The organism is Roseateles paludis (genome assembly GCF_039872745.1).
Taxonomy (GTDB): Bacteria; Pseudomonadota; Gammaproteobacteria; order Burkholderiales; family Burkholderiaceae_C; genus Pelomonas; species Pelomonas paludis.
On sequence record NZ_JBDPZD010000003.1, the window covers coordinates 279,742 to 301,390 of the forward strand.

A 21,649-nucleotide genomic window follows, 5' to 3' on the forward strand; every position below is an offset into this window, starting at 1 on the left:
CCCCGATGCGTAGGCTTGACCCAGGAAGCTACCGGGGCGCGCAGTGCCTTGTGACACGTAAGCTCTGAATCTGGATAAGACCTGCCCCCGCTTCCCCTTGTGACCCACCCTCAGCCCTCTGCCGCCAGTGACTGGGCCCAGGTGCGCGCGCTTTTTGAGGCTGCTTTGCCGCTGGACGCTTCTGGGCGTGAGGCGCTGCTGGCCGACCCGGCGCTGACGCCGGCCCAGGTGGCCGAGGTGCGCTCCCTGCTGCACTTTGTTGACGAGACCCGTGCCGGGGTGCTGGGCCAGGGCGCGGCCGCATTGGCCACACCACTGCCGGATGAAGCGCCCACTGAGCGCGTGGGCCAGCGCCTGGGTGCCTGGCGGGTGGTCGAGCTGCTGGGGCGGGGTGGCATGGGCGAGGTGTGGCTCGCTGAGCGGGCCGATGGCGCCTACGCCGGCCAGGCCGCCATCAAGGTGGTGCGCGCCGGCCGCAGCTCGGCCTCCGTGCTGGCGCGTTTTGCGGTGGAGCAGCAGGCGCTGGCGCGGCTCTCGCACCCGCACATCACCCACCTGCTGGACGCCGGCCGCACGGCTGACGGCCAGCCCTATTTCGTGATGGAGCGCGTCAGCGGCCAGCCCATCGACAAAGCCTGCGAAGGGCGCCCCTTGCCCGAGCGCCTCGGCCTCTTCCTGCAACTGACCGACGCCGTCGCCCACGCCCACCGGCAATTGCTGGTGCACCGCGACCTCAAGCCCTCCAATGTGCTGGTGACCGAGTCGGGCGAGGTCAAGCTGCTGGACTTTGGCATTGCCAAGGCGCTGGACGCCACCGCGCCGGTGCCCGATGCCGGCTCGCTTGAGCTTGAGTCCACCGACGACGAGAGCGCCCTGACGCGCGCCGGCGAGCGCCCCTTCAGCCCCCGCTACGCCAGCCCCGAGCAGGTGCGCGGCGAGGCTGTGGGCACCGCCACCGACGTCTACAGCCTCGGGGTGCTGCTCTACGTGATGCTGACCGGCGTCAGCCCCTACGGCCGCAGCGCCAGCACCCCCGCCGACGCCGCGCGCAGCGTGCTCGACGAAACCCCCACCCGCCCCAGCCGCCTGCCGCCAGACCTCGTCGGCCCCGACTGGGAGGCCATGCGCCAACGCCTGCGCGGCGACCTCGACAGCATCCTGCTCAAGGCCCTGGCCAAGCAGCCCGAGGCCCGCTATGCCAGCGTCGATGCGCTGGCCGCCGACCTGCGCGCCTACCTCGACAAGCGCCCCGTCAGCGCTGGGCCAGGCACTTGGGCCTACGTGACCTCCCGCTTCGTGCAGCGCAATGCCTTCGTGGTGGGGCTGGCTTCATTGGCTTTTCTGGGGCTAGTGGGTGGCTTGGCCGGCACTGCTTGGCAGGCCCATGAAGCTCGCCTTGCGCGAGACGCGGCGCAGCGACACCTGGCCGATGTGCGCAAGCTAGCCAACTCGATGGTGCTGGAAGTGAATGAAAGTCTGCGCCAGGGCGTGACGGAGGCCCAGCGGATATTGGCCAAGACGGCGGCTGAATACTTTTTGCGCCAGCAGGGCATTGCCGACCAGACAGACGCCGAGCGCATTGACCTGGCCCGTGCCCTGAACAGCTTGGCCCGTCTGGAGGGTCACGCTTCCAACCACAACGTGGGCGATTTCGCTGCAGCGCAGGAGCACTACAAGCAGGCGCTGGCCTTGTTGGAGCCGCTGGAGTCTCGGCAGTCGCAGAACAGCGATTGGCAGGGCACGATGGTGGCGTCCCTGGAGGGGCTGTCCTCGGTGTTGCGCGAACAGCGTGAGCTGCCCGAGGCGATGGCACTGATGCAGCGCACCGCCACGCATGCTCGGCGCGCTGCGGCGCTCAAACCCGAGTCGCTGCGGCTGCGTAGTTTCGTCTGCGCCGCGTTGATTCAGTCCTCGTCGTTGGCCTATTCAGTCGACGATGACCTGAGCACCAACGAACTGGACAAGGCGCTGGAGGCAGCGCAACAGACATTGAGCTGCACGCAGCAATTGGTGCTTGACTTCCCGCAGCAGCCCCGGGCCTGGAAGGTGCGGGCCATCGGGCTGCACGTACAGGCTGGCTTGGATGCGATACGCGGCCGATTCCATGAGTCCCTCAGCGGTGAGCAGGCGGCGCAGGAGGCGGCGGAACGCAGCTTTGCCTTGCCCAATGGAGAGCAAGAGCGCTTCTGGATCGAGTCGGGCCGGCACTACTACTTGGGCGACGCCCACAGGCACCTGGGGAACATGGCAGAGGCGGAGGCGTTCTACCGGCGGGGCTTGGCGCGCACAGAGACCTTCTTGCAAGGCGACCCTCGCAACCAGATGCACAGGCTTGACTACACGTCGCTGCTGCATGCAGCGCTGAGCATGGCACTCCGCACTGGCCACACGGCCGATGCGCTCATGCTGTACGAACGACTGCTGGGCGTGCTCGCCAAGGCGGGTGTGGCCGTGGAGACAGACGAGGCACGCGTTGAGCGCATCCGCGTCGAAGCGGATGTGGTGATCGTCCAAGCGCTGCTGGGGCGGCGCCGGGAGGCGGTCCAAGGGGCCGCAGCGCTGGCGGCGTTGATCGAGCGGGGGAGCGTCAGTTTCGATCTGCGGCACCGCGCCGGCGACGCTGAGCAACTGGCTCTGGTGCAAGCGGCGCGGGCTGCCGCTGCCTTGCTGGAGGGAAACCGGCCGGCTGGCATTCGGTTTGCAGAGGATGCGGTCGAGAGCCTTGCGACCATGCGGCGCCTGCGCGCCCAGGGAGATGCGGTAGCAATCATGCAAAGCGCCGACATCTTGGCCTTGCTGGGCCGGTTGCCCTGGGGCGGCGATGCCGCCGCAAGCGCGCAGCGTCAGCGTCTGCAACAAGCGGCACGAGACCTGCTGGAGACGTTAGAGCGACCGGGTGAAGTGACCATGGAGGCCAGCCCGGAAGCACGCGGGCCAGCGCACCCGCAGTGAAACCGCCACCCGCTCAGGCAGGCACTTCAGTGACAAGCGAGGATCACCGCGAATCACCGCGAATGGCATGCCGACCGATTAGTGCATGGATTTGGGGTTGGATTCCCTCGGCAATTGAAGCTTGATGCCCCCCGGCATGGGCCGCAGCCCCTATTTGCGGGTGCGATGAGCCACTAGCGCTTTGGGATCTGCGTAGACGGAATGAAGTCCTCCCATTCCTCTACTCCGGAGATCCCGACATGACCCCGCGCGCACCGATTCGTCCTGCTCCTCGGCCCCTCGCCATCCTTGCCCTTGTAAGCGCCACCAGCCTGGTGGCCTGCGGCGGGGGCGGGGACGCTGCCCCCACGCCACCGCCTCCGGCGCCCGCTCCGGCTCCAGCTCCAGCCCCTGCGCCGACGCCGGCCCCGGAACCTGCTCCCGCTCCGGCGCCAGCGCCGACGCCGGCACCAACACCGGCTCCCGCACCTGCACCTGCTCCGGATCCAACCCCAGCGCCGACACCAGCACCCGCCCCGGCGCCGGCCCCCACGCCCGCACCGGCCCCAGCCCCCGCTGCTTCCGGCAACGAATGCGCGCCGCTGGTCGCCAAGGCGGGTGACTCGATCACCATGCGCTACACCTCCACCTCGGCTGGCTCCACGCCCTACAGCGTGCGTTGGGACTTTGCGAGCGGCAGCTACAAGGGCTCGGCAGCCACGGTGGGCACGGTGACGGTCACCGGTGGCTCGGTCACCTCGGTGGGTTACACAGCCATCTACCTCGACCCGGTGACGGGCGCCGCCCTGGGCCAAGACGACGCCGCTGCCGGCGCCAGCGACACAGTCACGACCTATGAGCCGGCCGACTGGCAGCAGCGCCTGACCAATGCCGGCATCCAGGGCGGCAGCAGCGGCAAGATCGCCGTGACCGCCACGGTCAAGGGCAAGAGCGTGTCCGATGGCTTTGCGCCGCTGGGCGGGGCCACGGCCATCGTGATCAAGTACGAGTTCGTGGTGAACCGCGATGCGAACGAGACGGTGACCACGGCGGCCAAGAGCTTCAGCAATGCCTGCAAGTTCCGCGTGAACTTCCAGGTGAAGGACTTCCAGGTCCAGGGCCCCGCCGGCTCCAGCCCGCTGCTGTCGGCCCTGCTGCCCACGCTGCAGGCCAGCTTCACCTACCCGACCGATGTGAGCCTCTGGACGACCAATGGCATGCCCTGGCAAGTGCCCAAGACCATCACGGTGATGACGCTGCCGTCCGTGGGAGCCATCACCAGCACCGGCGAGCTGACCGCGCTGACGATGGCACCGCGCTGAGCCGGGTTTGATCCATCAAGCAAAGGGCCGCCCATGGGCGGCCCCTTTTTCTTGGGGTCAACGCGAGCCTTAGGCCACGGTGACCGGGATCTTGCCGATCTTGGCTTGCCACTCTGCTGGGCCGGTGTTGTGGGCGCTGGTGCCGCCAGCATCCACGGCCACGGTGACGGGCATGTCCACCACGTCGAACTCGTAGATGGCTTCCATGCCCAGGTCGGCAAAGCCGACGACCTTGGCGGCCTTGATGGCCTTGGACACGAGGTAAGCGGCGCCGCCCACGGCCATCAGATAGGCCGACTTGTGGTTCTTGATGGACTCGATGGCGACGGGGCCGCGCTCGGCCTTGCCGACCATGGCGATGAGGCCGGTCTTGGACAGCATCATCTCGGTGAACTTGTCCATGCGCGTGGCGGTGGTGGGGCCGGCGGGGCCGACGACCTCGTCACGCACCGGGTCCACGGGGCCGACGTAGTAGATGACGCGGTTGGTGAAGTCCACGGGCAGGGGCTGCCCTGCAGCCAGCATGTCCGCGATGCGCTTGTGTGCGGCATCGCGGCCGGTGAGCATCTTGCCGTTGAGCAGCAGGGTGTCACCCGGCTTCCAACTGGCGACTTCGGCGGGGGTCAGGGCGTTGAGGTCAACGCGCTTGCTCTTGTTGTAGTCGGGCGCCCAGTGCACATCGGGCCAGAGGCTGAGGCTCGGGGGCTCCAGGTAGCTGGGGCCGGAGCCGTCGAGCACGAAGTGTGCGTGCCGGGTGGCGGCGCAGTTCGGGATCATGGCAATGGGCTTGCTGGCGGCGTGGGTGGGGTAGGTCTTGATCTTGACGTCGAGCACCGTGGTGAGGCCGCCCAGGCCCTGGGCGCCGATGCCCAGCGCGTTGACCTTCTCGTAGAGCTCGATGCGCAGCTCTTCGAGCTTGTTGCTCGGGCCGCGCTCCAGCAGCTCGTACATGTCGATGTCGTCCATCAGCGCTTCTTTGGCGAGCAGGGCCGCCTTCTCGGCCGTGCCGCCCACGCCGATGCCCAGCATGCCCGGCGGGCACCAGCCGGCGCCCATGGTGGGCACGGTCTTGAGCACCCAGTCTACGATGTTGTCGCTTGGGTTGAGCATGTAGACCTTGCTCTTGTTCTCGGAGCCACCGCCCTTGGCGGCCACGGTCACGTCCACCGTGTTGCCGGGCACGACTTCCATGAACACCACGGCGGGCGTGTTGTCCTTGGTGTTCTTGCGCTCGAAGATGGGGTCGTTGAGGACCGAGGCGCGCAGCTTGTTGTCCGGGTGGTTGTAGGCGCGGCGCACGCCTTCGTCCACGGCGTCCTGGATGGAGCCGGCAAAGCCCTCCCAGCGCACGTCCATGCCGATCTTGAGGAAGACGTTGACGATGCCGGTGTCCTGGCAGATGGGGCGCTTGCCTTCGGCGCACATGCGCGAGTTGGTCAGGATCTGCGCGATGGCGTCCTTGGCGGCGGCGCTTTGCTCGCGCTCGTAGGCGCGGGCCAGGTGGGCGATGTAGTCGGTCGGGTGGTAGTACGAGATGTACTGCAGCGCGGCGGCGACGGAGTCGACGAGGTCGGCGTAGCGGATGGTGGTGGTCATGGTGTTCAGTGCTTTTCGGGGTGAACGAGCAATCGATCCGTGTAGGCGATGGCCATGGCCGACAGCAGGAAGGCCACGTGAATCACCGTTTGCCAGAGCAGGGTCTGCTCCTTGTAGTTGTCGGCGTTGATGAAGGTCTTGAGCAGGTGGATGGAGCTGATGCCGATGATGGCGGTGGCCAGCTTGACCTTGAGCACCGACGCGTTCACATGGCTGAGCCACTCGGGCTGATCGGGGTGGCCCTCAAGCTCCATGCGCGAGACGAAGGTCTCGTAGCCGCCGACGATGACCATGATCAGCAGGTTGGAAATCATGACCACGTCGATCAGGCCCAGCACGACCAGCATCAGGATGGTCTCGTTGAGGCCGGTGGGCATGTCCGTGGCCTTGTAGCCGATGCTCTTGACCAGGATTTCCAGCGCATGCTGGTTGCCGAAGGCCGCCTCGATGAGGTGGACCAGCTCGGTCCAGAACTGCCAGACGTAGACGCCTTGCGCCAGGATCAAGCCCAGGTAGAGCGGCAACTGCAGCCAGCGGCTGGCAAAGATCAGGCGGGGCAGGGGGCGAAGGGGAACGGTCATGCGGCCAGCCGGGTCGTAGAGGGGAAGCGGGCATTCTAGGGATCACCCGTAGGGCGGCATGAGTAAGCACTTCGTCAGATCCTCCGCGCACAGTGCTTGCCGAAATCCCTTTTGCCGACACGGAGACTAGATCATGACGACTGCCGCCATTTACGCCCCCAGCGCCGACTGGGTGGCCCAGGCCCACGTGAAGGGCGAGGCGGGCTACCAGGCCCTCGTGGCCGAGGCTGAGCGCGACTACGAAGGCTTCTGGGCGCGCCTGGCCCGCGAGCTGATCAGCTGGCAGACGCCCTTCACCAAGGTGCTCGACCAAAGCAATGCGCCTTTCTTCAAGTGGTTCGAAGACGGCAAGCTCAATGTCTCCTACAACTGCCTGGACCGCCACGTCGAGGCCGGCCGCGGTGGCCGCAACGCGCTGATCTTTGAAGCCGACGACGGCGCCGTCACCACCGTCACCTATGCCGACCTGCTGGCCCGCGTGAGCCAACTGGCCAATGCGCTGAAGGCCCAGGGCATCAAGAAGGGCGACCGCGTCGTCATCTACATGCCCATGTCCATCGAAGGCGTGGTGGCCATGCAGGCCTGCGCGCGCATCGGGGCAACGCACTCGGTGGTGTTTGGCGGCTTCTCGGCCCAATCGCTGCGTGACCGCATCCAGGATGCCGGCGCCGTGCTGCTGCTGACGGCCGACGAGCAGATGCGCGGCGGCAAGGCGCTGCCGCTCAAGAGCATCGTGGACGAAGCCCTGGCCGACGGTGCCTGCCCGACGCTGCGCAGCGTCATCGTCTTCCGCCGCACGGGCGGCAAGATCGGCTGGACCGAAGGCCGCGACCTGTGGCTGCATGAAGCCATGGCCAGCCAGTCCGCCACCTGCCCGCCGGAGTGGGTCGAGGCCGAGCACCCGCTGTTCCTGCTCTACACCTCGGGCTCCACCGGCAAGCCCAAGGGCGTGCAGCACAGCACCGGCGGCTATCTGCTGCACGCGGCGCTCACCACCAAGTGGACCTTCGACCTCAAGGACAGCGACGTCTTCTGGTGCACGGCCGACATCGGCTGGGTCACCGGCCACACCTACATCACCTATGGCCCGCTGGCCCTGGGCGGCACCGAGATCGTGTTCGAGGGCGTGCCCACCTACCCGGACGCCGGCCGCTTCTGGCAGACCATTGCCAAGCACAAGGTCACGATCTTCTACACGGCGCCCACGGCCATCCGCTCGCTGATCAAGGCGGCTGAAACCAATGAGGCCGTGCACCCCAAGAACTACGACCTGTCCTCGCTGCGCCTGCTCGGTTCGGTGGGCGAACCCATCAACCCCGCCGCCTGGGAGTGGTACCACCAGCACGTGGGTGGCGGCCGTTGCCCCATCGTCGATACCTTCTGGCAGACCGAGACCGGCGGCCACATGATCACGCCGCTGCCGGGCGTGACCAACCTGGTCCCGGGCTCCTGCACGCTGCCCTTCCCGGGCATCACGGCCGCCATCGTCGATGAGACGGGCAATGACGTGCCCAATGGTCAAGGCGGCATCCTGGTCGTCAAGAAGCCCTGGCCGTCGATGATCCGCACCATCTACGGCGACCCGGACCGTTTCCAGAAGAGCTACTACCCGCCCGAGCTCAAGGGCTACTACCTGGCGGGCGACGGCGCCATCCGCGACGCCGAGACGGGCTACTTCACCATCACCGGCCGAATCGACGACGTGCTCAACGTCTCCGGCCACCGCATGGGCACGATGGAGATCGAGTCCGCCCTGGTGAGCTGCACCGAGCTGGTGGCCGAAGCGGCCGTGGTGGGCCGCCCCGACGACACCACCGGCGAGGCCATCTGCGCCTTCGTGGTCTTGAAGCGCCCCCGCCCCAGCGGCGACGAGGCCAAGGCCATTGCCAAGCAGTTGCGCGACCATGTGGCCAAGGAGATCGGCCCCATCGCCAAGCCCAAGGACATCCGCTTCGGCGACAACCTGCCCAAGACCCGTTCCGGCAAGATCATGCGCCGCCTGCTGCGCTCGGTGGCCAAGGGCGATGCGGTCACGCAGGACACCTCGACGCTGGAGAACCCGGCGATCCTGGAGCAACTGGGGCAGGCTTACTGAGGTGGCGCCGGGGGGCGCTTGCGGTGCTTGAATGCGCCGCCACAAATGCAAACAGGCCCCGCGGGGCCTGTTTGTCTTTGAGGGGCGACCGGCGCTTACTTGACGGTCAACACCCACTTGACCAGGGTCTCGGCCTCAGCGGGGGTCACGTTGTTGGGCGGCATGGCCATTTCGCCCCAGGTGCCCTTGCCACCCTTGATGACCTTGTCGGTCAGCTTCTTCACCGCATCCTTGTCCTTGGCGTACTTGGCCGCCACGTCCTTGAACGCCGGGCCGACGAGCTTGGTCTGGAGGGTGTGGCATCCCATGCACGCCTTTTTCTGGGCCAGCTCCTGGTTGGCAGCAGCGGGCAGGGCGGCGAGCGCGGCGATGGACAGGACGATCAAGGACTTCATGGGAAAACGCCTTTCATGGAGGGAGGTGAACTACAGTGCGCGCAACGATACCTGACGCAATGGTGTGCGCATGGCTTTTGTGTTGGTCGGTGTGGTCTTGTTGGCATTGCGCCTGGGCGGCTGGGCGAAGTTCAGCGACAGCGATTGGGTCGCCTGGCTGATCGTGCTCGCGCCCTTCGGGCTGGCCTGGCTGTGGTGGACCTTCTCCGACGCCAGCGGGCTCACGCAGAAGAAAGCCATGGATGCCCTCGATGCCAAGAAGGAAGCCCGCCGGCAGAAGGCGATGGAGGCCCTGGGCCGGGGCGAGAAGAAGCGGCCCTGACTGCGACTGCGGCTGGCTATCATGCCGGCCGCTTTGCTCTGAGGTAGTCCAGCGTGCTGACGCATCCCGAGTTTGATCCCATCGCCCTGCGTCTCGGCCCCTTGGCCATCCACTGGTACGGGCTGACCTATCTCGTCGCCTTCGGGCTCTTCATGTTCCTGGCCTCGCGGCGCGCGCGCATGCCCCAGCATGCGGCCGTCGGCTGGACCGCCCGCGACGTGGACGATGTGCTGTTCTTTGGCGTGCTCGGCGTCGTCCTCGGCGGGCGCCTGGGCTATTGCCTCTTCTACAAGCCCGGCTACTACGCCGAGCACCTGCTGGAGGTGCTGCAGGTCTGGAAGGGCGGCATGTCCTTCCATGGCGGGCTGCTGGGCGTCCTGCTGGCGCTGGCCTGGTTTGGCTGGCGGCGCGGGCGCGGCTTCTTTGAGGTGACCGACCTGGTCGGCCCTTGCGTGCCCACCGGCATCGCGGCGGTGCGTATCGGCAACTTCATCAATGGCGAGCTCTGGGGGCGGCCGGCGCCGGCTGATCTGCCTTGGGCGATGGTCTTTCCGCAGGCGCATGACGGCGTGGCCCGGCATCCGAGCCAGATCTACCAGGCCTTGGGCGAAGGCCTGCTGCTCTTCGTCGTGTTGTGGCTCTACGCGCGCAAGCCGCGGGCCACGGGGCAGATCTCGGGTGTCTTCATGATGGGCTACGGCGCACTGCGCTTTACGGCCGAGTACTTCCGCGAGCCCGACGATTTCCTGGGCTTGCGGGCCCTGAGTCTGAGCCAAGGCCAGTGGCTGAGCCTGCCGATGATTGCGGCCGGGCTGGCCATCTTCATCTGGGCGATGCAGCGCAACCGGAGGCCCGCATGAGGCAGATCTTCTTCGACACCGAAACCACGGGCCTTGACGCCGACAAGGGCGACCGCATCGTCGAGATTGGCTGCGTCGAGATGGTTGACCGCCAGCTCACCGGGCGGCATCTGCACCTGCACATCAACCCCGAGCGCGAGGTGCCCGAGGAGGCCATCCGCATCCACGGGCTGACCAACCAGTTCCTGGCCGACAAGCCCAAGTTCGCCGCCATCGCCGAGCAGTTTCTGGAGTTTGTGGCCGATGCGGAGCTGGTGATCCACAACGCTGCGTTCGACGTGGGCTTTGTCAACGCCGAGCTGCGCCGCCTCAAGCGCGGCGTGCTCACCGACCACGTGGCCGGCGTGCGCGACACGCTGCTGATGGCGCGCGAGCAGTTCCCCGGCAAGGCCAATTCACTCGACGCCCTGTGCCGCCGCCTAGAGGTGGACAACTCCAAGCGGCACTTCCACGGCGCCTTGCTGGATGCCGAGCTGTTGGCCGAGGTCTATATCCGCCTCACGCGCGGCCAGGACGCGCTGCTGGTAGACGAACAGGTGGAAGCCACGCCCGGCGAGGCACTCAGCGCCCTAGAAGCCGTTGACCTGAGCAGCTTCGTGCTGCCGGTGCTGGCGGCCAGCGAAGCCGAGCGCGCCGCACACACCAAGATGCTGGCCGACCTGGACAAGGCCGCCGGCGGCGCCAGCCAGTGGCGCAAGCTCGAACCCAGCCCGAGCGTGGCATAATCGCGGGCTCCCCGGAGACGGATTCGCGTTCGGGCAGTTAGCTCAGCGGTAGAGCACTGCCTTCACACGGCAGGGGTCGCAGGTTCGAACCCTGCACTGCCCACCACCCGACGCGTCAAAACCCGAATACCGGGCGGTTAGCTCAGCGGTAGAGCACTGCCTTCACACGGCAGGGGTCGCAGGTTCGAACCCTGCACCGCCCACCAGAAGTAAGAAAGCCCCGACGGTCGCAAGACCCTCGGGGCTTTTTGTTGGCGCGGCCAGGTTCAGTGATGCAGCCAGGCCGCAATGCCCAGCACGATGCCAACGCCGCCCACGCCGAGCGTGGCCCATTCCATCCAGCGGCGCTTGGTCAGCAGCGCGATGGCGGCCACGGCGATCGAGATTTGCAAAGCCGTGGTGGCCTGGGCCCAGCGATGGTGCAGGTGCATCTGCTCGGCGCTTTCGTCGTCGAGGTGCTTGGACTCGGCCTCCAAGGCTTCGGCCTCGGTCTTGATGTCGTTCTTTTCCTTCTCGTAGCGCGCAATCTTGTCGCGGTACCTGGCGCGCTGGTCTTCAGTGGCCACCAGCTCCAGCGCCAGTTCGGCCAGGTTCTGCTTGCTGCTCTTGGACTGGAAGTAGTTCCACTTGTTGGCCGCCTCGGTCTTCTTGATGGCGGCGTCGTTCTTCAGCAGCCCTGCCTGGGCCTGCGTGGCGCCGCCCATGTAGGAGAAGAAGGCGCCCACTGTGGCGAGGATGGCGGTGATGACGGCGAGCTGGCCGGCAAAGCCCTTGGGCTCGTGCTGGGCGGCGTGCTCCAGCTCATGGTCATGCGGGCCGTGGACGTGAAAGCCACCGGAGGACATGGATCAGGTCTCCTTGCGAAGGTAGTCGACAAAGTCAAAGCGGACGCCAGCTGCGCTCAGGTGCGACTCACGCGCGTGCTCAACGAAATCCAGGGGCTGCCAGGCCGGGAAATGGCGGTCGGCGTCGGGGAAATCAAGCGCCACTTCGGTCAGCGCGAGCCTGTGCGCGCGGGGCAGGGCGAGGGCGTAGATCTCGCCGCCCCCCACCACGCAGACCTCGGGCTCCGAGCAGGCAGCGAGTGCGGCCTCAAAACTGTCAAAGCATTCGGCACCGTCAAAGGTGGCGCTGCTGCGGGTGACGACCAGATTGCGCCGGCCGGGCAGTGGTCGAAAACGCGGCGGCAGCGAGTCCCAGGTCTTGCGGCCCATGATGACCGGCTTGCCCAGCGTGAGCGCCTTGAAGCGCGCCATGTCCAGCGGGTCGCGCCAGAGCAGGTCGTTCTGGCGGCCGATGGCACCGTCGCGGGCAACCGCTGCGACGAGGGTGATCCTCGTCATACCGCCACCGGCGCCTTGATGCCCGGGTGGGGGTCGTAGCCTTGCAGCTCGAAGTCTTCGAACTCGTAGTCGAAGATGCTGGCCGGCCGCCGCTTGATGAGCATGGTGGGCGCGGGGCGGGGCTCGCGGGCGAGCTGGGTGCGGACTTGCTCGACGTGGTTGTCGTAGATGTGGCAATCGCCGCCGGTCCAGACAAAGTCGCCGAGCTGCAGGTCGCACTGCTGGGCCAGCATCTGGGTGAGCAGGGCGTAGCTGGCAATGTTGAAGGGCACGCCGAGAAAGATGTCGGCGCTGCGCTGGTAGAGCTGGCAGGACAGCCGCCCCTCGGCCACGTAGAACTGGAAGAAGGCGTGGCAGGGCATCAGGGCCATCTTGGACAGCTCGGCCACGTTCCAGGCGCTCACGATGATGCGGCGCGAGTCGGGGTTGGTCTTGAGCTGCTTGACCACCTCGGCGATCTGGTCGATATGGCCGCCGTCGGGCGTGGGCCAGCTGCGCCACTGCACGCCGTAGACGGGGCCGAGGTCGCCGTCCGCACGGGCCCATTCGTCCCAGATCGAGCAGCCGCGCTCTTGCAGCCACTTGACGTTGCTGTCGCCGCGCAGGAACCAGAGCAGCTCCAGGATGATGGACTTGAGGTGGACCTTCTTGGTGGTCACCAGGGGGAAGCCTTGGTTCAAGTCGAAGCGCATCTGGTGCCCGAACACGCTGCGCGTGCCGGTGCCGGTGCGGTCGCTCTTTTGCACGCCATGCTCTGACACATGGCGCATGAAGTCTTCGTACTGGTGGAAGGTGGCCGTGGTGCTCATGGGGCGGGGCGTTGGGCTGACTTGGGTCGGAAGGCCTTGCAGACCTCGTCATTCGTTTCGAGGTAAGGGCCTTGGAGCAGGTCGATGCAATAGGGCACCGCCGCAAAGATGCCGCTGGCGGCCGGGTGGCCGGCCAGGGTCTCGGCGATGGCCTTGGGCTGGCCGGGCAGGTTGATGATCAAGGCCTGCTTGCGGATCACGGCCACCTGACGCGACAGGATGGCCGTGGGCACGAAGTGCAGCGAGATCTGGCGCATCTGCTCGCCAAAGCCTGGCATCTCGCGGTCGGCGACGTCGAGCGTGGCTTCGGGCGTCACGTCGCGCAGCGCAGGGCCGGTGCCGCCGGTGGTGAGCACGAGATGGCAGCCGGCGGTGTCGACGAGTTCGATCAAGGTCTCGCTGATGCGGCCGCGCTCATCGGGGATGAGGCGGGGCACGAACTCGATGGGGTTCTTGAGCGCAGTGCTCAGCCAGGCCTGCAAGGCGGGCAGGCCCTTGTCTTCGTAGACGCCGGTGGAGGCGCGGTCGCTGATGGAGACGATGCCGATGCGGACCGGCTCAGGCGTCGCCATCGCGCACCTCGCTGGCCTTGATGAACTGGAACAGCTCACGGTAGGCGCGGCCATTGCGCTTCTCAGGGGCGCCAGAGGCATCCTTGCGGGCGGCACGCACGAGGCTGCGCAGTTGCTGCACGTCGATCTCACCGTGTTGGGCAAGGAAGGCCTGCAGCGCGTTGTCATCGGCCAGCAGGCGGGCGCGCCAGTGCTCGGCCTGGTGCAGCTTAAGGGCGTCCTGCGCATGGCCGAGCTTGAAGGCCGCCACGGCTTCGCGGATGGGCTCGGGGTCGACCTTGCGCATCAGCTTGCCCACGTATTGCAGCTGTCGGCGCCGGCCTTCGAAGTTGGTGATCTTCTTGGCGGCCTTGAGTGCGTCGCTCAAGATTTCGGGCAGGGCCAGCGGCTCCCAGCGCGACTCGGGCAAGGTCAGCATTTCTTCGCCCAGCTTCTGCAACTCAGCCATGTCGCGTTTCAGCTGGGTCTTGCTGGGACGCTCAAAGTCGTCGTCGTCGGGGGGGAGGTCTGCTTGGGAATCGACTTGCATCGTCGCGGCCCTGAACAGCTTGGCGCTGCGGCGGGCGGGCTCAATCACGGGTCTTATCATTCTCGCCCACCCCAACGCATTCACCGACATGCCCCAGCCTCAAGACGGCTTCAGCTTCGCGCCCGAAAGCTTCCAGCAGTTGATCGAAGACACCTTGGCCGAAGCGCGGCGTCTGGGCGCCTCTGATGCCGGTGCCGAAGTGTCCGAGGGCTGCGGCCTGTCGGTCTCGGTCCGCCGGGGGGAATTGGAGAACGTCGAGCGCAACCGTGACAAGTCGCTGGGCGTCAGCGTCTACCTGGGCCAGCGGCGCGGCAATGCGAGCACGTCGGACTTCTCGCCCCAGGCTTTGCGCGACACGGTGCGCGCCGCCTACGACATTGCCCGCTTCACCGCCGAAGACGAATTTGCCGGCCTGCCGAACGCCGAGGACCTGGCGCTGGACGCAGCTACGCGACCAGCGCTGGACCTCTTCCATCCGTGGGCGATCGACGCGCAAGCGGCTGCCGAGATCGCGCTGCGCTGCGAGGCGGCCGCCTTTGCCACCGACAAGCGCATCACCAACAGCGAAGGCGCGTCGGTGTCGGCGCAGCAGTCGCACTTCTGGATGGGCAACTCGCGCGGGTTCCGGGGCGGCTACGCGAGCTCGCGGCATTCGCTGTCGGTCGCGCCGATTGCCGGCCGGGGCGCCGGCATGGAGCGTGACGCCTGGTACAGCTCGATGCGCGACGCGGCCGATCTGGCCTCGCCCGAGGCTGTGGGCCGCTACGCCGCCGAGCGCGCATTGGCGCGGCTGAAGGCACGCAAGGTCAAGACGGCCGAGGTGCCGGTGCTGTTCGAGAACACCCTGGCCGTGGGCCTGCTGGGCGCCCTGGTACAGGCCACCAGTGGCGGCGCGCTGTACCGCCGCACCACCTTTTTGCTCGACAGCCTGGGCCAGCCCGTGCTGGCGCCCCATGTGGACGTGCACGAGGACCCGCATGTGACCAAGGGCAAGGGCAGCTCGCCCTTCGACGACGAAGGCGTGGTCACCCGCGCGCGCAGCGTGGTGCAAGGCGGCGTGCTGCAGGGCTATTTCCTGTCCAGCTACTCGGCGCGCAAGCTGGGCATGCGCACGACGGGGCACGCCGGGGGCTCGCACAACCTGGTCATGCGCAGCAGCGCCACGGCGCCGGGCGACGACCTGACGACCATGCTGCGTCGTCTGGGTACCGGGCTCTTCGTCACTGAGCTGATGGGCCAGGGCGTCAACTACGTGACGGGCGACTACTCGCGGGGCGCCAGCGGCTTCTGGGTCGAGAACGGCGAACTGGCCTACCCGGTGCATGAGGTGACCATCGCTGGCAACCTCAAGGACATGCTGCGTGGCATCGTCGGCATCGGGGCGGACGCCTACACGGTGGGCGCCAAGACCGTAGGCTCGGTGCTGATCGACCGGATGAAGCTGGCCGGCCACTGAGCCGGTGAAGCCCGGTGAGGCGGGCACATGCCAAACGCACCACCTGCCGCTTGCGGGCGGTGTTTTAAGGCCGTTGTCAGGCTTGGTTTCACCCCACGAAAGTTCGATGAAACTGTGTGAAATCTCGCGGGTTAGCCCGATGCGGAGCGCCTGAATCGCGTTCCTAGAATCGATTCGGTTCCCTTGCAACAACCCTTCAGGAGACAGTTTATGGAGCGTCGTTCCTTTGTTCGCAAAGCCGGTCTGGCTGGCGTCCTTGCGGCGGGCAGTGCGCCGGCCATCGTGCATGCACAGGCGCAGATCCGCTGGCGCCTGGCGTCCAGCTTCCCCAAGTCGCTGGACACCATCTGGGGTGCGGCCGAAGTCATGGCCAAGAAGGTCAGCGAGATGACCGGCGGCAAGTTCCAGATCTCGACCCATGCGGGCGGTGAGCTGATGCCCCCCTTCGGCGTGGTGGATGGTGTGCAGCAAGGCACCGTCGAGATGGCGCACACCGCGCCCTACTACTTCTTCGGCAAGGACGAGACCTTCGCCATCGGTTGCGCCATCCCCTTCGGCCTCAACAGCCGCCAGATGACGGCCTGGATGGTGGAAGGCAATGGCATGAAGTTGATGCGCGAGTTCTATCGCAACTACAACATCATCAACTTCGCGGGCGGCAACACGGGCGCCCAGATGGGCGGCTGGTATCGCAAGGAGATCAAGAGCGTTGCCGACGTCAAGGGCCTGAAGATGCGCATCGGCGGCTTTGCTGGCCGCGTGCTGGAGCGCATGGGCGGCGTGCCGCAGAACATCCCTGGTGGCGAGATCTACTCGGCGCTGGAGAAGGGCACCATCGATGCCGCTGAATGGGTGGGCCCCTACGATGACCAGAAGCTCGGCTTCAACAAGGTCGCCCCGAACTACTACTACCCCGGCTGGTGGGAAGGCGGCCCGCAGCTCGACTTCTACGTCAACACCAAGGCCTATGACTCGCTGACCCCCGAGTACAAGGCCATCCTCGAAGCCGCCACCTACACGGCGCACGTGGACATGCAGGCCAAGTACGACGCCAAGAACCCCATTGCGCTGAAGCAGCTCGTGGGCTCGGGCACCAAGCTGTTCCGCTTCCCGAAGGACGTGATGGAGGCGGCCTTCAAGGAGTCCATGGCCGTCTACGCCGAGCTGTCGGGCAAGAACCCGAACTGGAAGAAGGTCTACGAGGACTACGCCAACTTCCGCCGCGACCAGAACCTGTGGTTCCGCTTCGCGGAAGCGGGCTTTGACGACTTCATGCAGTCGCAAAAGCTCTGAGTTTGATGATTGCTGGTGCCGCGCTCCCGCGCGGTGCCAGGCTCCTCTGGTGTTCACCCCTGCTGCGCAAGCATCAGGGGTTTTTTGTGCCCGGCGCTTGGCGCAGCCGGCGAAGCCTCAGAGCAACCTGAAGGCGCAGGCTGCTACCAGGGTGGGCGGCAGCGCCGCCAACAGCAGGCCCAGCGGGTGGATGGTCTGGTCTTCAAAGTGCGGGCGCAGGATGGCGAAGCCTGCAGGGTTGGGCGCATTGGCGATCACGGTCAGGCCACCGCCCGTGACGGCACCCGCCACCAGGGCGACCTTGAACTCGGCGCTCAGGCCCGGTACCAGCGAACCCAGGTAGGTCAGCGCCGCGTTGTCGGTGATAGCGGTGAGGGCCGTGGCGCCCCAATAGACGGCGTCGGCGTTCATGGCCAGTAGCGCGGGCTGCAGCCACCACTGCTGCTGGCCACCCAGCACCACAAGGCCGGCGAGGAAGAAGGCCACCAGCAGCCCCTCGCGCAGGATGAGGCGATCCTGATGGTCCTTGTAGGCCGTGGCGAAGCCCATGAAGAAGAGGAACAAGCCCAGGAAGACTGGTGGGTGGTGCGCGAACACGACCACGCCCACCAGGAAGAGCAACTGCACGGCGACGATGGACGCAGGCACCCGCGGCCCGATGCCTGTCGGGGTAGCTACTCCCAGGCGCCGCAACTCTTTGCTGAACAGCAGGGTCAGCACGGCCGCGTTGGTCGTGACGGCGAGTGCCGCTTTCCAGCCGAAGTGGCCGAACACATAGGCCATGTCCCAGCCCCAGGTGGCGGCGACCATCAACACAGGCGGGGCGGCAAACGGCGTCAGCGTGCCGCCGATCGACACATTGACGAACAGCACGCCCACCACGCCGTAGCGCAGCCGTTGGCTGACGTTCTGCTGGAAGAGGCCGTCACGCAGCATCAAGGCTGCGAGGGTCATGGCGGCCGGTTCGGTGATGACAGAGCCGAGCAGGGGCACGAGCGTGAGGGTCAGGAAGCTCAGCGCCATCGCACGAGGCAGCGGCAAGGCGCCAGCCGCAAAGCCGACGAGATCGCGCGCGAACTGCAGCACTGGCCGCGTGCCGGCCACCACCATGATGGCGAAGACGAACAGTGGCTCGGTGTAGTTGCGGCTGTCGAGGTACTGCGTGGCCTGATGCTTGCCCTGCAGGCCGAAGATGAACAGCACCAGCACCAGAGCCCAGAAGCCGAACACGATCTCGACCTCACCCAGCAGGTGCCACAAGCCTGCGTGCTTGGGCTGGCGATGGGCGAGGCGCTCGAAGAACTTGGTGGAGAAGGTATGGATCAGCGCCACTGCAAAGAGCAGGGCGCCGATGATTTCAAGCGTTGAGGGATTCATGCTCGGCAAACAGGGAGACTTGAGCCGAGTGACGGGTCGTCGTGAGCCAAAGCGCCGACTTCAGTCGGCGCTTTGCTTGGGCTCACTTGGACGCGGCGCTGGCGGCTTCGGGCAAGCCGAAGAGCTGGTTCATGTCCACATCCTTCTTCGGCTCATCAGGTGGTTGCACTTCAAGAATGACGTTGCTGGTGTCGACCTCGGCCTTGCGGTCCAGACCGCCCGAGACCATGCCCGGGAAGCCGATGACGAGCCCGATCATGATGATCTGGATGCACACGAAAGGCACGGCACCCCAATAGATCTGGCCGGTCGTGACCTGCGCGACCTGGCGGCCGGTGACACGGTCTTTGTAGTCCTGGGTGGGCGCGACGCTGCGCAGATAGAACAGCGCGAAGCCGAAGGGCGGGTGCATGAAGGAGGTCTGCATGTTCACCGCCAGCAGCACGCCGAACCAGACCAGGTCGATGCCGAGCTTGTCAGCCACTGGCGCCAGCAGCGGCACCACGATGAAGGAAAGTTCGAAGAAGTCCAGGAAGAAGGCCAGCAGGAAGATCAGGATGTTCACCACGATCAGGAAGCCGAGCTGGCCACCTGGCAGGCTGGACAGCAGATGCTCCACCCAACGCGGCCCGTCCACCCCCTGGAAGGTGAGGCTGAAAACCGTCGATCCGACCAGGATGAAGACCACGAAGCAGGAAAGCTTCATCGTCGTGTCCATGGCCTGACGGAGCAGGGGCAAGGCCAGACGCTTGCGCGCCACGGCCATCACCAAGGCGCCCACGGCGCCCATGGCGCCACCCTCGGTCGGGGTGGCGATGCCGAGGAAGATGGTGCCCAGCACCAGGAAGATCAGCGCCAGCGGCGGGATCAGCACGAAGGTGATGCGCTCGGCCATGCGCGACAGCAGGCCCAGGCGCAGCACCCGGTTGGCCACGGCGAGCGCAAAGGCCAGGCCCACGCCCACGGACATTGAGGTGACGATGTTTTCGTCGGTCGGGGTTCCCTCGGGGCGGGAGTGGCTGAACGCCACGGCCGCCGCCGTGCACACGACGAACAGCACGAGCAAGGAGCGCTGGCCGCTGCTGCCGTCGTCCTCACGAATGGTGCGGGCCTCGGGCGGCAGGGCGGGCGCCCAGTGCGGCTTGATCAGTGTGATGAGCAACACGTAGCCCACATAGAGCCCCGTCAGCACAAAGCCGGGAATGAAGGCGCCCTTGTAGAGGTCGCCCACACTGCGGCCGAGTTGATCGGCCATGATGATGAGCACCAGCGAGGGCGGGATGATCTGGGCCAGCGTGCCCGATGCCGCGATGGTGCCGGCAGCCAAGCGGCGGTCGTAGCCGTAGCGCAGCATGATGGGCAGGGAGATCAAGCCCATCGAGATGACTGAAGCCGCCACCACGCCCGTCGTGGCCGCGAGCATGGCGCCCACGAAGATCACCGCATAGGCCAGGCCGCCTCGGATGGGGCCGAACAACTGGCCGATGGTGTCGAGCAAGTCCTCCGCCATGCCCGAGCGCTCAAGGATCAGGCCCATGAAGGTGAAGAACGGAATCGCCAGCAGCGTCTCGTTCTGCATGATCCCGAAGATGCGCAAGGGCAGGGCTTGCAAAAGCGTTGCCGGCAACATGCCGAGCTCGATGCCGACGAACGCGAAGGCCAGTCCTGCAGCCGCCAGGGAGAAGGCGACCGAGAAGCCCATCAGCAGGAAGAGGATCAGGCCGCCGAACATGATCGGCGCCATATTGGCTTGGAAGAACTCCATCATGGCTTGGCCTCCGGAGCGGCGGCCGCTTGGGCACGGATTGCCTCAGCGAGTTCTTCTTCGGCGGATTTCTCGTTGGCTTTGCGTCCCGGGTCGTTAATCACCCCGTTGAGGAAGGCGACGCGCTTGATCACTTCCGACACGCCCTGCAGTCCGAGCAGCGTCAGGCCAGCCGGCAGCAGTGCAAACACGGGCCACCGGATCAAACCGCCCGCATTGCCCGACTGCTCACCAGTCACATAGGCCCGCACCACCAAAGGCCAGACCAAGGTGATGGTGATGCCCACAAAGGGCATGAGGAAGGCCGCGAGCCCGAAGATCTCGACCTTGATCTGGGTGCGCCGCGAAAAGCGACCCAGCACCACATCGATCTTGACGTGCTCTTGCCGCAGCAGCGTGTAGCCGGCCGCGAGTAGGAAGATCGCAGCGAACAGATACCACTGGATCTCAAGCAAGGCGTTGGAGCTGGTGTTGAACACCTTTCGAACCACCGCATTGCCCGCGCTGATCAGGACCGTGGCCAGTACCAGCCAGGCTACCCAGCGACCGACCCATTCGTTGAGGCGATCGATGCCTCGAGAGAGTGGAAGTAATGAGGACACGGAATCTCCATGAAGCGAGAAGTCGCAGATCGCGGCCGCCCGAGCCCGGCCAGCCATTGCGCGCCTGGCGCCCAAACAGCAAGGCGCAGCCCCGGCGCAAGGCGCATCGGGGTATGGCGAGGATTTTGCGATCTGGGGCTGAACAGCGCCTGAAATGCGCTGTGCTTCAGGGAAAGTCCCAGGCGATCAGCGCTGCAGTGCGGCAGCGATCAGCCGAGTGCTGCGGGCCCCTGAGCGGCAGAAGGCGAGGAGGGGGCGCGGCAGGGTTTCCAACAGGCCCGCCATGGTCTCGATTTCTTCGGGCGACTGGTAGCCCCCGTTGACCGGCAGGAAGCGGTAAACCAACCCGGCAGCCTCAGCAGCCGCCTGAATGGCGGCACTGGTGGGTTGGTCGGGGCCGCCCTCGAAGTCGGGGCGGTTGTTGACCACGCTCTTGAAGCCGGCGGCTGCTGCGGCGGCCATGGCTTCGGGCAGCAGTTGGGGGGCAACGGCAAGGTCGTCGGTCAGGGCTTGGCAGGGCAGTTGCATGGCTCAGCTCGCAGGGTTGAGCGCAGCCTTGACGGCTGCGGAAACTTGGCTCATCTCGGCGACACCGCTCAATGCGGCCTTCGCCGCTGTCATGACCTTGCCCATGTCGCCCGGGCCTTTGGCGCCGAGTTCTGCGACCAGGGCCTTCACGCGCGCGGCTACTTCGTCAGCGCTCAGGCGCTCGGGCAGGTAGGCCTCCAGCACCTTGAGCTCGGCGGATTCCTTGGCCACCAGGTCATCGCGCCCCGCGGCGCCGAACTGGGTGATCGAGTCGCGCCGCTGCTTGATCAGCTTGTCCACGATGGCGATCAGGGCCGTGTCGTCGACCGTGATGCGCTCATCCACTTCCTTTTGCTTGACCGCCGCCAGCAGCAGGCGAATGGCGCCCAGCCGCTCGCTGTCCTTGGCGCGCATGGCGGCTTTCATGTCTTCGGTGATGCGATCTTTGAGGCTCATGGTGTGCAGGGAATGCTGGGCAGAAATGAAATGACCCGCAACAGCGTCCTGTGGCGGGTCATCGGCAGGTGTCGGCCCCGAGCGCAAGGCTC

21 protein-coding genes and 2 tRNA genes are annotated in these 21,649 nt (G+C 66.3%); 10 read left to right on the top strand and 13 right to left on the bottom strand.

Features of this window, described 5'->3' with window-relative positions:
• The first annotated feature begins 99 nt into the window (after nt 1-99).
• Nucleotides 100-2,952, top strand: a complete 2,853-nt coding sequence (locus ABDJ85_RS12535; RefSeq protein ID WP_347705120.1) for a serine/threonine-protein kinase — start codon at nt 100-102, stop codon at nt 2,950-2,952.
• 611 nt (nt 2,953-3,563) lie between these two features.
• The gene (locus ABDJ85_RS12540) at nt 3,564-4,253 is read left to right on the top strand and encodes a hypothetical protein (protein WP_347705121.1); all 690 of its coding nucleotides are present in this window, start codon (nt 3,564-3,566) and stop codon (nt 4,251-4,253) included.
• 69 nt (nt 4,254-4,322) lie between these two features.
• On the opposite strand, the gene ABDJ85_RS12545 is transcribed toward ABDJ85_RS12540, so the two are convergent.
• On the bottom strand, nt 4,323-5,849 hold the full coding sequence (locus ABDJ85_RS12545; protein ID WP_347705122.1) for a fumarate hydratase: 1,527 nt from the start codon (nt 5,847-5,849) through the stop codon (nt 4,323-4,325).
• 5 nt (nt 5,850-5,854) lie between these two features.
• On the bottom strand, nt 5,855-6,430 hold the full coding sequence (locus ABDJ85_RS12550; protein WP_347705123.1) for a TIGR00645 family protein: 576 nt from the start codon (nt 6,428-6,430) through the stop codon (nt 5,855-5,857).
• Nucleotides 6,431-6,563: 133 nt separating this feature from the next.
• Here ABDJ85_RS12550 and acs point away from each other — a divergent pair, with 133 nt between their 5' ends.
• On the top strand, nt 6,564-8,525 hold the full coding sequence (gene acs, locus ABDJ85_RS12555) for an acetate--CoA ligase (RefSeq protein WP_347705124.1): 1,962 nt from the start codon (nt 6,564-6,566) through the stop codon (nt 8,523-8,525).
• Between the two features lie 95 nt (nt 8,526-8,620).
• On the opposite strand, the gene ABDJ85_RS12560 is transcribed toward acs, so the two are convergent.
• On the bottom strand, nt 8,621-8,920 hold the full coding sequence (locus ABDJ85_RS12560; protein ID WP_347705125.1) for a c-type cytochrome: 300 nt from the start codon (nt 8,918-8,920) through the stop codon (nt 8,621-8,623).
• 70 nt (nt 8,921-8,990) lie between these two features.
• On the opposite strand from ABDJ85_RS12560, the gene ABDJ85_RS12565 reads away from it, so the two are divergent.
• The 5 genes from ABDJ85_RS12565 (at nt 8,991) to ABDJ85_RS12585 (ending at nt 11,033) form a co-directional block, all read left to right on the top strand.
• Complete coding sequence (locus ABDJ85_RS12565; RefSeq protein ID WP_347705126.1) at nt 8,991-9,242, top strand: TIGR04438 family Trp-rich protein; 252 nt, start codon at nt 8,991-8,993, stop codon at nt 9,240-9,242.
• Between the two features lie 53 nt (nt 9,243-9,295).
• Nucleotides 9,296-10,102 (top strand): prolipoprotein diacylglyceryl transferase, encoded by an 807-nt coding sequence (gene lgt, locus ABDJ85_RS12570; protein ID WP_347705127.1) that lies wholly within the window; start codon nt 9,296-9,298, stop codon nt 10,100-10,102.
• Nucleotides 10,099-10,827 (top strand): DNA polymerase III subunit epsilon, encoded by a 729-nt coding sequence (dnaQ, locus tag ABDJ85_RS12575; RefSeq protein ID WP_347705128.1) that lies wholly within the window; start codon nt 10,099-10,101, stop codon nt 10,825-10,827. Before lgt ends, dnaQ begins: the two co-directional genes overlap by 4 nt.
• A gap of 31 nt (nt 10,828-10,858) precedes the next feature.
• Nucleotides 10,859-10,933, top strand: a tRNA-Val gene (locus ABDJ85_RS12580).
• 25 nt (nt 10,934-10,958) lie between these two features.
• A tRNA-Val gene (locus tag ABDJ85_RS12585) sits at nt 10,959-11,033 on the top strand.
• A 60-nt stretch (nt 11,034-11,093) separates the two neighbouring features.
• On the opposite strand, the gene ABDJ85_RS12590 is transcribed toward ABDJ85_RS12585, so the two are convergent.
• The 5 genes from ABDJ85_RS12590 to yjgA are packed head-to-tail and all read right to left on the bottom strand — an operon-like array spanning nt 11,094 to nt 14,128.
• Nucleotides 11,094-11,672 (bottom strand): DUF4337 domain-containing protein, encoded by a 579-nt coding sequence (locus ABDJ85_RS12590; protein ID WP_347705129.1) that lies wholly within the window; start codon nt 11,670-11,672, stop codon nt 11,094-11,096.
• Nucleotides 11,673-11,675: 3 nt separating this feature from the next.
• The gene (locus ABDJ85_RS12595; RefSeq protein WP_347705130.1) at nt 11,676-12,170 is read right to left on the bottom strand and encodes a dihydrofolate reductase; all 495 of its coding nucleotides are present in this window, start codon (nt 12,168-12,170) and stop codon (nt 11,676-11,678) included.
• A complete protein-coding gene (locus ABDJ85_RS12600; protein ID WP_347705131.1) occupies nt 12,167-12,979 on the bottom strand; it encodes a thymidylate synthase in 813 nt (270 codons plus the stop codon). The genes ABDJ85_RS12595 and ABDJ85_RS12600 overlap by 4 nt, the downstream gene beginning before the upstream one ends.
• Nucleotides 12,976-13,551: a molybdopterin adenylyltransferase gene (mog, locus tag ABDJ85_RS12605; RefSeq protein ID WP_347705132.1), complete on the bottom strand. Its 576-nt coding sequence runs from the start codon at nt 13,549-13,551 to the stop codon at nt 12,976-12,978. The genes ABDJ85_RS12600 and mog overlap by 4 nt, the downstream gene beginning before the upstream one ends.
• Entirely contained in the window at nt 13,538-14,128 is a 591-nt protein-coding gene (yjgA, locus tag ABDJ85_RS12610) for a ribosome biogenesis factor YjgA (protein WP_347705133.1), read from the bottom strand. The genes mog and yjgA overlap by 14 nt, the downstream gene beginning before the upstream one ends.
• Before the next feature lie 40 nt (nt 14,129-14,168).
• On the opposite strand from yjgA, the gene pmbA reads away from it, so the two are divergent.
• Entirely contained in the window at nt 14,169-15,536 is a 1,368-nt protein-coding gene (pmbA, locus tag ABDJ85_RS12615) for a metalloprotease PmbA (RefSeq protein WP_347705134.1), read from the top strand.
• 210 nt (nt 15,537-15,746) lie between these two features.
• Nucleotides 15,747-16,829: a TRAP transporter substrate-binding protein gene (locus tag ABDJ85_RS12620; RefSeq protein ID WP_347705135.1), complete on the top strand. Its 1,083-nt coding sequence runs from the start codon at nt 15,747-15,749 to the stop codon at nt 16,827-16,829.
• A gap of 117 nt (nt 16,830-16,946) precedes the next feature.
• Here the strand turns inward: ABDJ85_RS12620 and ABDJ85_RS12625 are convergent, their stop codons facing one another.
• From ABDJ85_RS12625 to ABDJ85_RS12645, 5 genes are all read right to left on the bottom strand, one after another.
• Nucleotides 16,947-18,206 (bottom strand): putative Na+/H+ antiporter, encoded by a 1,260-nt coding sequence (locus ABDJ85_RS12625; RefSeq protein ID WP_347705136.1) that lies wholly within the window; start codon nt 18,204-18,206, stop codon nt 16,947-16,949.
• An 82-nt stretch (nt 18,207-18,288) separates the two neighbouring features.
• The gene (locus ABDJ85_RS12630) at nt 18,289-19,974 is read right to left on the bottom strand and encodes a TRAP transporter large permease (RefSeq protein WP_430765540.1); all 1,686 of its coding nucleotides are present in this window, start codon (nt 19,972-19,974) and stop codon (nt 18,289-18,291) included.
• Complete coding sequence (locus ABDJ85_RS12635; RefSeq protein WP_347705137.1) at nt 19,971-20,573, bottom strand: TRAP transporter small permease subunit; 603 nt, start codon at nt 20,571-20,573, stop codon at nt 19,971-19,973. Before ABDJ85_RS12635 ends, ABDJ85_RS12630 begins: the two co-directional genes overlap by 4 nt.
• A gap of 186 nt (nt 20,574-20,759) precedes the next feature.
• Entirely contained in the window at nt 20,760-21,101 is a 342-nt protein-coding gene (locus ABDJ85_RS12640; RefSeq protein ID WP_347705138.1) for a protein tyrosine phosphatase family protein, read from the bottom strand.
• Between the two features lie 3 nt (nt 21,102-21,104).
• Nucleotides 21,105-21,557 (bottom strand): GatB/YqeY domain-containing protein, encoded by a 453-nt coding sequence (locus ABDJ85_RS12645; protein WP_347705139.1) that lies wholly within the window; start codon nt 21,555-21,557, stop codon nt 21,105-21,107.
• Nucleotides 21,558-21,649 lie beyond the last annotated feature (92 nt).